This window comes from Methylobacterium sp. Leaf108 (assembly GCF_001423265.1).
Classification (GTDB): domain Bacteria; phylum Pseudomonadota; class Alphaproteobacteria; order Rhizobiales; family Beijerinckiaceae; genus Methylobacterium.
Map to the genome: position 1 here is coordinate 411,167 of NZ_LMND01000001.1, position 14,189 is coordinate 425,355.

The 14,189-nt window shown below is 69.2% G+C and carries 10 protein-coding genes; 7 read left to right on the forward strand and 3 right to left on the reverse strand.

Going from position 1 to position 14,189, the window contains the following annotated elements; genetic code table 11:
- Window positions 1–23 precede the first annotated feature (23 nt).
- On the reverse strand, window positions 24–3,167 hold the full coding sequence (locus tag ASF39_RS01925) for an ATP-binding protein (RefSeq protein WP_162240567.1): 3,144 nt from the start codon (window positions 3,165–3,167) through the stop codon (window positions 24–26).
- Between the two features lie 353 nt (window positions 3,168–3,520).
- Between ASF39_RS01925 and ASF39_RS01930 the strand changes: the two genes are divergently transcribed.
- Window positions 3,521–3,907 (forward strand): response regulator, encoded by a 387-nt coding sequence (locus ASF39_RS01930; RefSeq protein WP_055879619.1) that lies wholly within the window; start codon window positions 3,521–3,523, stop codon window positions 3,905–3,907.
- On the opposite strand, the gene ASF39_RS01935 is transcribed toward ASF39_RS01930, so the two are convergent.
- Complete coding sequence (locus ASF39_RS01935) at window positions 3,829–4,395, reverse strand: VCBS repeat-containing protein (RefSeq protein WP_055879623.1); 567 nt, start codon at window positions 4,393–4,395, stop codon at window positions 3,829–3,831. The genes ASF39_RS01930 and ASF39_RS01935 overlap by 79 nt on opposite strands.
- 642 nt (window positions 4,396–5,037) lie before the next feature.
- On the opposite strand from ASF39_RS01935, the gene ASF39_RS01940 reads away from it, so the two are divergent.
- The 6 genes from ASF39_RS01940 (at window position 5,038) to ASF39_RS01965 (ending at window position 11,635) form a co-directional block, all read left to right on the forward strand.
- Entirely contained in the window at window positions 5,038–5,787 is a 750-nt protein-coding gene (locus ASF39_RS01940) for an FkbM family methyltransferase (RefSeq protein WP_055881106.1), read from the forward strand.
- 141 nt (window positions 5,788–5,928) lie between these two features.
- Window positions 5,929–7,068, forward strand: coding sequence for a transglycosylase SLT domain-containing protein (locus tag ASF39_RS01945; protein WP_055879628.1), 1,140 nt, complete (start codon window positions 5,929–5,931; stop codon window positions 7,066–7,068).
- 327 nt (window positions 7,069–7,395) lie between these two features.
- Entirely contained in the window at window positions 7,396–7,941 is a 546-nt protein-coding gene (locus ASF39_RS01950) for a response regulator (RefSeq protein WP_055879631.1), read from the forward strand.
- 196 nt (window positions 7,942–8,137) lie between these two features.
- Window positions 8,138–9,058, forward strand: a complete 921-nt coding sequence (locus tag ASF39_RS01955) for a transglutaminase family protein (protein WP_055879634.1) — start codon at window positions 8,138–8,140, stop codon at window positions 9,056–9,058.
- Window positions 9,059–9,133: 75 nt separating this feature from the next.
- Window positions 9,134–9,940, forward strand: coding sequence for a transglutaminase family protein (locus ASF39_RS01960; protein WP_055879639.1), 807 nt, complete (start codon window positions 9,134–9,136; stop codon window positions 9,938–9,940).
- A gap of 183 nt (window positions 9,941–10,123) precedes the next feature.
- Window positions 10,124–11,635, forward strand: coding sequence for an aspartate ammonia-lyase (locus ASF39_RS01965; protein WP_082494291.1), 1,512 nt, complete (start codon window positions 10,124–10,126; stop codon window positions 11,633–11,635).
- A 66-nt stretch (window positions 11,636–11,701) separates the two neighbouring features.
- Here ASF39_RS01965 and ASF39_RS01970 read toward each other — a convergent pair whose 3' ends face one another.
- A complete protein-coding gene (locus ASF39_RS01970) occupies window positions 11,702–14,029 on the reverse strand; it encodes a glycogen debranching N-terminal domain-containing protein (protein ID WP_056280716.1) in 2,328 nt (775 codons plus the stop codon).
- Window positions 14,030–14,189: the final 160 nt, after the last annotated feature.

The following is a 14,189-nucleotide window of genomic DNA, read 5'->3' on the forward strand; positions in this document are numbered from 1 at the left end:
TGGATTACGGAAGGGCGCTGGGATCAGCCGGCGATCCGGACCGGCACCGCGGCCTCGGCGACCGCATGGGTGTGCGCGATTCGACCGCAGGCGGCGATGGCGCGCTGTGCCTCGACGCGGCAGCGGTCGATCGCCTCGCCGATGTCGCCGCCGGACCGATGCGCGGCCTCGACCGCCTGGCAGGCCTCGGACAGCGCGGTGAAACCGAGCATGCCGGCCTGCGAGATCAGGGTGTGGTTGTCGGCCATGAAGTGGTCGGCGACCTCGATCGTCCCGGCGGCGGGATAGATGTAGGCGATCCGTCCCCGGACATCGTCGAGCCACGCCAGCACCTGCGCGAGGCCGGCGAGGCCGATCAGCTCGTCGAGGACCAGAGCGTCGGGGGCGTCACCGGAGGCGGCAGGCGGGCCCGGCGCCTCGACCGGAGCGTCGTCGATGTCGGATCGGCAGCACCGCTCGATCGCCTGGAGGAGGTCGGCACGGCGGAAGGGCTTGCCGACGTGGTCGTCCATCCCGGCTGCGCGCAGCGCCTTGACCTGATCTGAGAGCACGTTCGCGGTCAGCGCGATAATCGGGATGCGGGCGGCCTCCCCCGGCAGCTTGCGGATTTCGGCGGTCGCAGTCAGCCCGTCCATGACCGGCATCTGCACGTCCATGAGGACGGCGTCGTAGTCGCCGCCGGCGACGGCCTGCACGGCGGAGGCCCCGTCCTCGACGACGTCGACGCTGTGGCCCGACGCCTCCAGGATGATGCGCACGATCTCCTGGTTGGCCGGGAGATCCTCTGCCAGGAGGAGCCGGCGCGGTCGCGCCGGCGCGAGCAGGACCGGCTCGGGCGCCGCCAGGCTCGCCGCGTCGGCGAGGTCGAGGGACAGCGAGAACGAGAAGGTCGAGCCCTTCCAGGCCTCGCTCGATACGGTGATCTCGCCGCCCATCAGGCCGACGAGGCGCTGCGAGATGGCGAGGCCGAGCCCGGTGCCGCCGAACTCCCGCCGGATCGACCCGTCGACCTGGCTGAAGCGCTTGAACAGGCGGTCGATCTTCTCCGGCGGGATGCCGATCCCGGTATCGGTCACCGAGACCACGACGCGCTCGCAGGTCTCGGTCCGGTCGAGAAAGGCGACGCGCAGGGTCACCGACCCGTCGCGGGTGAACTTCACGGCATTGTTGACGAGGTTGAGCAGGACCTGCCGCAGGCGGTCCTCGTCGCCGACGTGGCAGGGCGAGAGCCGCGGGTCGATCTCGAGGGTGAGGACGAGCCCCTTGTCGTCGGCGAGGCTGGCGACGATCGCGAGGGCATTGTCGGCGAGGCCCCGGATCGAGAACGGGCGCGGCTCGAGCTCGATGGCCCCCGATTCGATTTTGGAGAAGTCGAGCACGTCGTTCACGACCGTGAGCAGGGCGTTGCCGGAGGTCTGGATCGTCAGGACCTGGCGCGCGAGGTCGGGCGGCAGGTCGGTGCGGGCGAGGATGATGCCGGTAAAGCCGATCACCGCGTTCAGCGGCGTGCGGATCTCGTGGCTCATGGAGGCCAGGAAGGCGGACTTCGCTTCGCTCGCCGCATTGGCTTCGGTCGTCAGCCGCTGCGCCTCCGCCGTCGCCGCACGCTCCGTCTCCGCCTGCGCGTGTTCGATCGTCCGGTCGCGGATGATGCACAGGACCCGTTCGACGTGGTTGTGGCCGTCGTGCATGAAGCTCACGAGCACGCTGAGCCATTGGCCGGAGCCGGTCTTCGAGGGGCAGAAGATCTCGGTCTCGACGACGGGGGTCTCGCAGGCCTGCAGCATGGCCGCCTGCAGGTCCTCCACGCTCGTCCTGGGGAAGAGCGAGAACAGGCGGCGACCGACCAGGGCATCCGCCTCGGGCATGTTGTGGAGCCAGTGGGCGCTGCGGCTGGCGAACTCGACTTGGCCGTCGGGGCCGGCCACCAGGATCACGTCGGGGCTGTTCTCCATGATCTTCTGAGTGAAGGCGGAGGCCTCGCGCAGTGCCAGGGTGCGCGTCTCGACGCGATTCTCGAGCGCCCGGTTGTTGGCTTCGAGGGCGGCATCGCGCGCGGTCAGGTCGGAGATCAGGCGTTCGAGCGAGGCGCTCAGCACGTTGGCTTCCCGATAGCCACCGGACGGCACCGCCGTGCTGCGGTCGCCGAGGCGGTGGCGCTGGGCGAAGGCGACGAGCGCCAGGAGCGGACGCGTCGTCATCCGGGCGACGAGGAGCCCCAGCACCCCGAACAGGAGCGCGAGGGCGAGGCCCCAGAAGAGGATCGCACGACGCAGGTCCGTCACCGGCGCGAGGGCGGTGCGGGTCGGCTGCCGGATGACCACGGTCCAGTCCATGCCCGCATAATCGGCCGCGCCGACGGACCGGCTGGCCGAGACGAGGAAGGATTGGTCGTCGCCGAAGGATACGACGGCGGAGCTGCCCTTGCGGGACGTGGAGGCGTCCGCGATGGCTTTGATGACGTCGGGGGCGAGGCGCTTGCCCATGATATCGGACGGCCCGAGCAGGACCTCGCCGTCGTCGCGCAGGATCAGGCTTTCGATACCGCTCTGCCGCTCCTCGAACGGTGCCAGGATCGAGCGCTCGATCCGACGCGCCCAGGTCCAGCTCATGTGACCGCCGAGGACGCCCACCAGCCGCCCCTGCCCGTCGTGGACGGGCGTCGAGACGTCGACGAAGCGCAGGGGTTCGCCGTCGGGCAGCGGCGGAAGCTTCTGGGCCAGGAGAAGGGCTTCGTGGACATCGCCGGCGTAGGGCTTCAGCAGCGCCTCGCGAAACCAGGGCCGCTCGCGCACGCTCTTGCCTTCGAGCAGACCGCCCGAGCTCGCCATGACCACGCCGTTGGTATCGGCGATGCCGAGCCAGGCGTATTCCTTGTGGTCGGCCTGGACCGTGTCGATCCACTTGCGCCACGTCGCCGGCGTCGCCGACACGCTCTGGCCCATCGTGGCGAGGGTGCGCACGAGGAGCAGGTTGTCGTGCATCACGGCGTCCAGGCGGCCGCGCAGGTGCTCGACATAGCCCGACAGCTCGTGCCCGATCTGCTCGCGGAGTTGCGGGGCCGCGATCCGCTCCGCCGCGAGGCTGACGCAGAACGTCAAGGCGAGCGCCAGGAAGCCGAAGACCGAGGCGAGCAGCGCCTGCAAGCTGATGGAGCGCTGTGGCACGCGTACGATCCTGACCGACACCCTCCACCACAAAGGCGAAAAATCCTTAGTTTTTCGCTACGTCTCACCGCTCGACGAGCGCTGGCCCATCGCAACCGATTGCGTGAAGCCAAACAGACCACCAGACGTCATGGACGATCGAGGCATTGTGTCGATGTCGATATCCGTCATCGGTCCGGCGGATCAGCTGATACCGCGCCGGGAGCCTGCAACTTTCAGTATTCTGACGAAGCGCAGGACAGGCCGCGTCTTTCGAAGAGCCTTTAACGCCTCATAGACACATTTTGGATTTCATCACGGCCACGCTGCCGCCCTTCCGCATGCACGCTGTTGCTCACCTCCGGAGATCGACGATGTCCACCGCCCCCCTCGTCGTCGTCGCCGACGACGACACGATCACGCGCTCGATCATCAACCTGAAGCTGAAGAGCCGCGGCTACACCGTCATCACGGCCTCGGACGGCAGCGAGGCGCTGCGGATCATCGAGGCGGAAAACCCCGCCCTCGTCGTCCTCGACGCGATGATGCCGGGCATCAACGGCTTCGAGCTCCTGCGGCAGATCAAATCGACGCCCAAGACGGCCGACACCCTGGTGGTGATGCTCACCTCCCGCAAACTCGAACAGGACATCGTCGGCGCCCTGAACGCAGGAGCGAGCGACTACCTCGTCAAGCCGTTCATCCCCGAAGAACTCGCCGTGCGGATCGCCCGCCTGTTGCCGATCGGCCGCCCACAATAGGCCTCCTCCTGGAGTGGGCCCGTCGGGGTCGACGGGATCAGCCTGCTGGTTTGACCGCCTGGGTGAGCCGCGATGGTGCCGGGGCCGAAGGTGCCCGGCGCGGCGGACGCGTTCGGCAGCGTGACCACCTTGCCGTCAGCGCCGGTCGCGACCATGTCGGGCCGCCCGTCGCCGTTCGCGTCCACCGCCGAGAGTGCGACCAGCGGCGAGGTGCCGGCGCGACTGCGGATGGGACCGCCGAAGGCACCGGCGCCGTTGCCGATCAGCACGTTGATCGTGCCGAACAGATCGGAGACGGCGAGGTCGAGCTTGCCGTCGCCATTCAGGTCGGCGGCGGCGATCGCCAGGGTGCCGATGCCAGAGCCATAGGCGACGGCCGACCGGAAGCCGCCGACGCCATTCCTGATCAGGACCGAGATGTCGCCGCTCGACCCGTTCGCGACGATGAGGTCCGGCGTGCCGTCCCCGTTCGCGTCGGCCGCCAGCACTGCGCTCGGGGCGGTCCCGGCGCCGTAGCTGATGCACGCGTGGGGTCATGGGGTGTCTTGCCTTCGGGTCGTCGAGCGGAGGAGGCGCCGTATGGGAACGTCAATGCCGCAGACAATTCTGTCGGAATTTGTATTGGAAATCATATTGTATCTGGATATAAATAAAGACTTTGATTTATATAAATCCTACGAATTATCGACTTAATCGATTCGTGATTACACATCGATAAAAGCCGACCATCCCCAAACCAAGCAGTCGCACCTGACTTTTTCGGATTTTTACTATCGGATGATTGGGCATGACGGACCGCCAGGGGCGACAAGACCTCGGATCGCAGCGCGGCGCATTTTGGGCTCGCAATGAGACGCGACGCCAAGCATTTCTGCGGAACCCGCCGGCCGGCCCTGTTCGTCGGCCCCGCGTCTCGATCGATCGCGGACGGCGATGCGCGGAATCGTCGGATACCACCCGAACGAGGATGAAGGCCCCGTTCGCCGCATCGACCGTTCCGGAGGATCGTTGACACGTCGGCTCGCGCTGTCGAGGATTCCGACGCCATGGCGGTCGAACCGGCCGTCGCCGCCCATCCCCTGTCGGGACCGGGCGAGTTCAGATCCGCGCCGTCGACGGATAGAGGTTCCATGCATCCAGCCGTGGCCGCCGCCAACACGCTCCGGAGCGTGCATCGGACGGGACAGATCCCCGACTACGAGGACATCCTGACCCAGGGCTACGGCCGCCTCCTGAAGCCGGGCGACGTGGCGATCGACGTCGGGTGCCACGCCGGGCGCCATCTCGAGCACTTCGTCGACCTCGTGGGCCCCGAGGGGCACGTCCACGCCTTCGAGCCGATCCCCTTCCTGATGGAGAACCTGCGGGCCCGCTTCGGCGCCCTGCCCGAGGTGACGCTGCACCCCTGCGCCCTGTCGGCCGAGGCCGGGGAGACGGATTTCACCGTGGCGAGCGCGCTCGGCGAGAGCGGATTGCGGCCGCGCCATTTCAGCCAGCCCACCGTCACCGCCCGCACGATCCGGGTGCGCGTCGAAACCCTGGACGCCGTGCTGGGCGCGGTGCCGGCCGTGGCCTTCCTCAAGCTCGACATCGAGGGCGGCGATCTCGATTGCCTCACGGGCGGGCAACGGCTGCTGGCGCGCTGCCGTCCCTTCGTGAGCATCGAGTACGGCTGGGCCGGCTACTCGGTCTACGGCCATAGCCAGCGCAGCCTGTTCGATGCCGCCACCGCCGCCGGATACGTCTGCGCCGACCTGATCGGGAACCTCGTCGAGGATCTCCCGACCTGGCTGCAGGTGTCCGACACCGTGACCTGGGACTTCTTCCTGGTCCCGCTGGAGCGCCGGGCGGAATGGAACGCGGCCTTCGCCCATGACTGACACGGTGGCCGGCCGGGGCACTCGCCGGGGGAGACTTGCCCCGGGATCGCCACAGGCTCGGCCGTGTTGTCGCCACAACTGTCAACGCATGTTTCCCCGGAGAAGCGCGCTCGGCGCGGAATCACGGAGCATGGGTTGGAAATGCAGGGACGCAGGGTCGGATCGCAACGGACTGTCCCGGCTCACCGCAACGCGGGACGGCCGGCCGGCGATGCCATCATCGTCTCGGCCCGCGTCGGACGCGACCACGGCAGCCGCCCCGCCCTGACCCGGTCGCTGATCGCGATGTCGCTCCTCGCCGCCGGCCTCGGCGCCCTCGTGGTGCGCAACGGCGGCGACCTCGGCGCCGTCGGCATCGGCAAGGCCGTGGCCTCGTCCTCCACCGAGGCGACGCTGGCGATGCCCCGTCCCCGGATCCAGGCCGTCGCGCCCGCCATCCTGCCCCCGGCACCGATCGTGCTCACCGCCTCGTCGGCCTTCGCGCCGATCCACGACCTCGACACCGAGATCGGCTCGAACGCGGTCGACCGGGTCTCCTACGACTACCTCCTCACCGAGAGCGCGGTGGGCGACCCCAACGACATCCTCGAGTTCGGGCCGATGAAGATCCGGCGCCACCTCGTCCAGAAGATCGTGCGCGCCGCCCAGGCCGTGGCCACCGACCCGGTGCTGCTGATGGCGGTGGCCGACAAGGAATCGAGCTTCATCACCGAGGTGCAGGCCAAGACCTCCTCGGCGACCGGGCTGTACCAGTTCATCGAGCGGACCTGGCTCGGGGTGGTGCGCGACTTCGGCCCCAGGTACGGCCTGGCCCAGGACGCCGCCCTCATCCTCACCGCGGAGAACGGCCGCCCGAGCGTGGCCGATCCGGCCGAGCGCACGCGCATCCTCGAACTGCGCCGGGACCCCTACCTGTCGGCCCTGATGGCCGGCGAGATGCTCAAGCGCGACGCCGCCCGCATCTCCCTGCGGATCGGCCGCGAGTTGTCCCTCGGCGAGGTCTACCTCGCCCACTTCCTCGGACCGGACGACGCCGAGGACTTCCTGGCCACCGTGGCCGACAAGCCCAAGGCCGCCGCCGCGCAGATGCTGCCGGGTCCCGCCAAGGCCAACCGCTCGATCTTCTTCGCCGCCCAGCGCGGACGCAAGAAGGCCGCGAGCCTGTCGGTGGCCGAGGTCCACGAGAAGTTCGAGAGCATGATGGCCAAGCGCGGCGACCGCTATCGCGACGTCCGCTCCGTCGCCGGCATCCTCGCCTTCGCGGATGCCGCCACCGAGTGAGCGTCGCTCGGCCCGGTCCCGCGACCGGGTGGCGAACGACGGGTCGCGGACGAATCCCGGCTCGCGAATCCCGGCCGACGAATCTTTGGCAACCGATCCCTGCCGGCGTGATTTAACACGCATCAATCCGTCTTGGCGCGGACGGCAGCGCGGGCAGCGTTAAGGAGATTCGACTTGGGCGATCGGAAAGGCATCGTGCCGGATACTCCGCCATCGGCGCGGGTGAGCCCATCGACCGAGAGTACGGCAGCGGCACGTCCCGGCCTCCATCAGATACCGGTTCGGACCGGGCCGGGCCCCGGCGGCGACAACACCCTGGCGCCCTCCTTGTCCCTCGACCGGATCGGGCAGGCCCTGGCGGCCTTCTACGACGACCTCGTCGCCGAAGGCCTGCCCGAGCATCTGGCCGCCCTGGTCCGCCAGGTGAAGCCCATCGAGGCGTCCGCTCCCCCGCCCGTACCGGCCCCCGCGCCGGCCGCGACCGCCTGGAAATCCGGGCGGATCGCCTTGATCGTCGAGGACGACGTCGCCACGCGCGCGCTCGCGGAATCGCTGTTCGAGGTGACGGAACTGGAGGCGGTGGGCTGCGACAGCGCCGAGGCGGCCCTCGACATCCTGCGCGAGCGCGGCACCGACGTGGCGCTGGTGTTCGCGGACGTGGCCCTTTCCGGCGCCATGGACGGATTGCAACTGGCGCGGGCCGTCTCCACCCTGTGGCCGCGCGCCCGCATGGTCGTGACCTCCGGCCGACCGGCGCCGCGGCCCGACGCGCTGCCACCGCAGGCCGTCTTCATCCCGAAGCCCTGGCGGCCGTCCGACGTGCTGGTGGAAGCCGATCTGGCCGTCACCGAGCCCCCGCCGATCCAGCCCTGACCCGGCGGGTGCGCTGGCGCGGGACGCGAGGGCGGGGCACGGCAAATCCCTGCCTGCAAAGCGGAACACGCAACCGCAGAGCTTTGTTTGCACGGCAAGCTCCGGTCATCCGGTTCGGCCGTCGGGCGCCGTGGGCTCACCTCTTGCATTCCCCGGTCCAAGGGGCCGCGCATGGGCGCGGTGGAGCGTTTCAGCCGTGCCGATCCTGTCCGTCCGCCATGTCACCACCTATCGCTACCGGCAGCCGGTGGGGTTCGGCGAACACCGCATCATGTTCCGCCCGCGCGACAGCTACGACCAGCGGTTGATCGCGGCGAGCCTGTCGATCACCCCCGAACCGCAGGGGGTGCGCTGGCTGCACGACGTCTTCGGCAACTGTGTCGCGGTGGCGGGTTTCACCGGGCGCTCGTCGACCCTGCGCTTCGAATGCGCGATCACCCTCGACCACACTCCGGAATCGACCCCGCACTTCGCCCTGGCGCCCAATGCCGCGTTCTATCCGTTCGGCTACGGCGTCGACGACATGCCCGATCTCAGCCGCTCGATCGAGCGCCAGCACCCCGACCCGCGCAACGAGGTCGATGCCTGGGCCCGCAGCTTCGTGCCCCCGGAAGGCCGGATCGCGACGCAGGACCTCCTGGCCAACATGACCCGCAGCGTGCGCCGGAACTTCGCCTACCTCGCGCGCTCGGAAAAGGGCGTCCAGGACCCGGTGACCACCCTGCGGCTCAAGCGCGGGAGCTGCCGCGACTTCGCGGTGCTGATGATCGAGGCGGTCCGGGCGCTCGGCATGGCGGCGCGGTTCGTCTCCGGCTACCTCTACAACCCGCGCGACGACCGCGACCGGCACGTCGGCGGCGGCTCCACCCATGCCTGGGTGCAGGTCTACCTCCCCGGCGCCGGCTGGGTCGAGTTCGATCCCACCAACGGCATCGTCGGCAACCGCGACCTCATCCGCGTGGCCGTCGCCCGCGATCCGCGCCAGGCGGTGCCCCTGCACGGCTCCTTCTTCGGATTTCCCGCCGACGACCTCGGCATGACCGTGGAGGTCGACGTGGTCGAGGTCGCCACGCCTGCCCCGGAGACGCGGGGGCCGGATCCGATCCTGTCCCGATGACGAGACGTGAACCCGGGGCGGGCCGCCCCGGTTTCTCCCTGTGACGAGTGTGGCTTCGAGATTCAGGTGAGCGCGATGAAGATCAGGACTGGGTTCGACATTGCCTTCGAATCGGTTCAACCGACCCCGATGATCCTCGAGCTCAGCGTGCATCCCACGCGGATGCCCGATGTCCTGACGCCGCACGAGATCAGGTTCGATCCGCCGATCCCTTGGCAGGAATATCGCGACGTCTACGACAACATCTGCACCCGCATCGTCACGCCGCCGGGGCTCCTGACCATCTCGGCCGACTTCACGGTCCAGGATTCCGGCCTTCCCGACGTCTATGCGCCCTACGCCCAGCAGATCCCGGTGCAGGACCTGCCCCAGGACGTGCTCGTCTACCTCCTCGGCAGCCGCTACTGCGACACCGACAAGCTGTCGGAGACGGCCTGGTCCCTGTTCGGAAACGCGCCGATGGGCTGGGGCCGGGTCCAGGCCATCGTCGACTACGTCCACGACCGCATCCGCTTCGACTACCTGTGCGCCGACGCCACCCGCACCGCCTGGGACGGCTTCATGCAGCGCCAGGGCGTCTGCCGCGACTTCGCGCATCTGGCGGTCGCGTTCTGCCGCTGCATGAACATCCCGGCGCGCTACTGCACCGGCTACCTCGGCGACATCGGCGTGCCGCGCGTGCCCGACCCGATGGATTTCTCGGCCTGGTTCGAGGTCTATCTCGACGGCGGCTGGTACACCTTCGACGCCCGCCACAACACGCCGCGAATCGGGCGCATCCTGATGGCGCGCGGACGCGACGCCACCGACGTCGCGATCACCACGAACTTCGGCTACGCGCACCTCGCCCGCTTCGAGGTGCATACCGACGAGGTCTATTGAGCGGGGCCGATCCACGACGCCGTCGGCGGCCTTCGGCCGAAAACCGGAGTCCCTTTCTGCCGCCGATGCTCTAAGACCGAGGGTGACGTCACGAGGGCCGGGCATGGTGTCCGGCCCAGTGGCCTCGGGGGCGCGGGCCGGATGCCGGCGCCCTGGGGCGCGTCGCTGCCGAGGGATCAGCCCATGTCAGGCGAGACGAGCGCGGAGGGCCGGCCCGCCGGGTCGTCCGACAACATCGCGGTGGCCACCGTCCGCACGGTCGAGATGGAGGGTGCCCGCACGCGCACCGAACACGACCTCCTCGGCTATGGCGAAGTCCCCACCGACGCCTATTGGGGCATCCACACCAAGCGCGCGGTGGCGAACTTTCCCATCACCGGCGTGCCGATCGGGCATTTTCCCGACCTCGTGCGCAGCCTCGCCCTGGTGAAGCAGGCCGCGGCCAGGGCCAACCACCGCCTCGGCTACCTCTCGGCCGAGAAGGCAAAAGCCATCGACGACGCCTGCACGCGCATCGCCACCGAGCCGCATTTCGCGGAATCCTTCGTGGTCGACGCGATCCAGGGCGGGGCCGGCACCTCCACCAACATGAACGCCAACGAGGTGATCGCCAACGTCGCCCTCGAAGGCATGGGCAAGGCCCCGGGCGACTACGCCAGCCTTCACCCCAACGACGACGTCAACATGGCCCAGTCCACCAACGACGCCTATCCCACCGCCCTGCGCTTGGCGGTGATCTTCGCGACCCAGCCCCTCATCGCCGCGCTGGACGACCTCGCCTACGCCTTCAAGGGCAAGGCGGTGGAATTCGCCGACGTGCTCAAGATGGGCCGCACCCAGCTGATGGACGCGGTGCCCATGACCCTCGGCCAGGAGTTCGACGGCTTCCACGCCACCATCAAGGAGGACGTGGCGCGCCTGTCCGAGATCGTCGGCCTGTTCCGCGAAGTCAACCTCGGCGCCACGGCGATCGGCACCGGCATCAACGCCGATCCGCGCTACGCCTCCCTGGCGGTGGAGGAGCTCTCGCGCTCGGCCGGCCAGCACATGGTGCTCGCCTCCAACCTCATCGAGGCGACCTCGGATCTGGGCGCCTTCGTGCTGTTCTCCGGCGTCCTCAAGCGGGTGGCCGTGAAGCTCTCCAAGATCTGCAACGACCTGCGCCTTCTCTCCAGCGGGCCGCGCACGGGCTTCGGCGAGATCCGCCTGCCCGCCGTCCAGGCCGGCTCCTCGATCATGCCGGGCAAGGTCAACCCGGTCATCCCGGAGGTCGTCAACCAGGTCGCCTACATGGTGATCGGGCAGGACCTCACCGTGACCCTCTGCGCCGAGGGCGGGCAGCTCCAGCTCAACGCCTTCGAGCCCACCATCGGCTACTGCGTCCTGTCCTCGCTCAGGATGCTGACGGCGGCGGTGGACACCCTCACCAAGCGCTGCATCGAGGGGATCGAGGCCGACCGCGAGCGCTGCCGCAGCCTCGTCCACGGCTCCATCGGCCTCGTCACCGCCCTGGTGCCGGCGCTGGGCTACGAGGCCTGCTCGCGGGTCGCCCAGAGGGCCCTGGCCGAGAACCGCCCGGTGGCCGACGTGGTCCTCGAAGAGGGGCTGCTGACCTCGGCACAGCTCGATTCGCTGCTCGAGCTGGAGGCGATGACGCGGCCCTCCCGCGTGCGCCGCGTCGGCCCGGTCGGCTGACCGCCCAAAACGCCAGACCGCCCGAGACGCCGGCACGGCGCCGGCGTCTCGGGCGGGGCGCGGCGTTCACTTCACCACGGAGACCTGGGCGTCGCCGGTACGGCGCAGGACGTTGACGGTGACGTCGTCGCCGTAGCGCTGCAGGCGCAGGTCGATGCGCGAGTCGCGGATCTTGATGTTGAAGATCGAGACCCCGTCGAGGAAGGCCGGCAGCGTCGGGTTCTTGAGCCGGATGCGGTTGCGGTCGTGCTGGATCTCCAGGCCGATGCACGCGGCCAGGAACGCGAAGGGAGCCGCTGCCGCCCAGGCCTGCGGCGAGCAGGCGACGGGGTAGGAGACGGGCCCGCGCTGGTTGCGCCGCATGAAGCCGCAGAACAATTCCGGCAGCCGCTTCTGGTCCTGGTAGAGCGCCGTGTCGAACATCCCCTCGAAGATCCGCGAGGCCTGGGGTTTGAGGTCGTAGCGGGCGAGTCCCATCGCGATCAGGGCGTTGTCGTGCGGCCAGATCGAGCCGTTGTGGTACGACATCGGGTTGTAGCGGGCCTCGCCGCGGGCGATGGTGCGCACGCCCCAGCCGTTGAACCCGTCCTTGGACAGGAGCGTGGCGGCCACCCGGCCGGCCCGCTCCGGCAGGGCGATGCCGGTGAACAGCGCGTGGCCGGCGTTCGACGAGCGCACCGCGCACGGCCGCTTCTCACCGTCCAGCGCCAGGGCGTAGGTGCCGATCTCCTCGCTCCAGAACGCCGTGTCGAAGGCCGCGCGCAGGGCCGTCGCCTCGGCCTCGAGGCGGCCGGCGAGGTCGCCGTGCCCGAGCATCGTGGCGAGCTTGGCCATGCCGTTCTTGGCGGCATAGACGTAGCCCTGCACCTCGCAGAGCGCGATCGGGCCCTTGGCCATCTGGCCGTCGGCGTGGAAGATCGAATCGTGGCTGTCCTTCCAGCCCTGGTTCTCCAGGCCCTTGTCGGTGTCGCGGGCGTATTCCACGAAGCCGTCGCCGTCGCGGTCGCCGTAGCGGTTCATCCAGTCGAGGGCGAGTTCGAGGGCCGGCCAGATCGCGGCGATGGTCTCGCGGTCGCCGGTAACGGCGTAGTATTCGGAGGCCAGCATCACGAACAGCGGCGTGCCGTCGATGGTGCCGTAGTAATGGCGGAACGGCACCTCGCCGAGCATCGCCATCTCGCCGCGCCGGGTCTCGTGCAGGACCTTGCCGGGCTGGGCGTCGGCGGCGGGGTCGATCGCCTTGGCCTGGGTCGAGGCGAGGTAGCGCAGCACGCCCTTGGCGAAGTTCGGGTCGACCCACAGCGCCATCATCGCGGTGATGATGCCGTCGCGCCCGAACACGGTGGAGTACCAGGGGATGCCGGCGAACGGATAGATGCCCTCCGGGGTGCGGCTCGCCAGCATATAGAGATCGGCGGTGGCCCGGCAGGCCGCCTCGTTGAACTGGTCGTTCGAGGAGATGATGGTGGTGATGCCCGCTGTCAGCTGCCTGAGGTCGCGGCGGGAATCGCGGTAGGCGCGCGCGAAGATCACACCCTCGGCGAGGCCGCGGGGATGGCGCGGGCCGGGGCTGCTGCCGGCGGCCCGCGAGAGGCCGGCGGCGGCGTCCTCGCCCACCTGCTCGGCGGCCGGGGCGCTGGTGAAGGCGCGGTGGCACTCGAACACGGTGCGCACGAACAGCGAGGCGCGGCCGCCGGGCGCCAGCGTCACCTCGAAGATCGCTTGGCCCGGGGCGATGTGATGGGGCTTGGGCCCGAAGTGCAGGCTCGTGGTGCGCACCATCTCGTCGAGGCCGACGTAGCGGAACTGGACCTCGGTCTCGCTGGCCACCTGCACGCTGCGCTTGCCGCGCAACGCGCGGTCCATGCCGCGCACCTCGAACAGGTCGCGGTAGTCGGCGTCGAAGGTCAGGCCGACCCGCAGCTTGCGGGTGCGCGAATCGTAGTTGCGCAGGCCGATCCGGTCGTAGCACGAGCCCTTGAACAGGAACTTGGTACGCTCGATGGCGATGAGTTCGCGCGGGATCGTGGTCTCGTCGTGGGCGTCCACCCGGATGTCGGGCGTCGTCATGTCGACGCTGAGCGCGCCGTTGTCGTCCTGCATCACCGAGGACAGCAGCAGCGGGCGCTGGTCCTCGATCGTGAAGTGCAGGCGCGAGAGGTAGCGCGTGTCCTGGAAATAGAGCCCCTCGGGCCCCGGCAGGACACCGATGTCGCCGTAGCTGTCGAGAACGGCGAAGGCCTCGCCGTACTTCAGCGAGCGCAGGGGCCGCTCGACCAGCGAGGTCTGCGCCTCGATGTGGTACTGGGGCAGGACCTCGTCGGCGTCCTGGAACCCCTTGTTCCGCGCGTCCCGCTCCGATTCGGCCGTGGCCGTCACATCGTCTGCCGCCATGCTCGCGCATCTCCTGGACTCGAGGATCCGATCCGCCGGTCACGAATCGAACGACCGCCCCGACGCGCCGAGCGTCGGGGCGGCCTTTGGTTAGGCAGCGTCAGTGAAGCGATCTCGGCCTCTTCGCAACCCCGCGCCGCGTGGGAAAACACGTGCCGCG

Excerpts from the sequence above, each read along its gene's own strand:
- ASF39_RS01930 (WP_055879619.1), top strand. The coding sequence starts at position 3,521 with ATGTCCACCGCCCCCCTCGTCGTCGTCGCCGACGACGACACGATCACG.
- ASF39_RS01940 (WP_055881106.1), top strand. The coding sequence starts at position 5,038 with ATGCATCCAGCCGTGGCCGCCGCCAACACGCTCCGGAGCGTGCATCGG.
- ASF39_RS01945 (WP_055879628.1), top strand. The coding sequence starts at position 5,929 with ATGCAGGGACGCAGGGTCGGATCGCAACGGACTGTCCCGGCTCACCGC.
- ASF39_RS01960 (WP_055879639.1), top strand. The coding sequence starts at position 9,134 with ATGAAGATCAGGACTGGGTTCGACATTGCCTTCGAATCGGTTCAACCG.
- ASF39_RS01965 (WP_082494291.1), top strand. The coding sequence starts at position 10,124 with ATGTCAGGCGAGACGAGCGCGGAGGGCCGGCCCGCCGGGTCGTCCGAC.
- ASF39_RS01970 (WP_056280716.1), bottom strand. The coding sequence starts at position 14,029 with ATGGCGGCAGACGATGTGACGGCCACGGCCGAATCGGAGCGGGACGCG.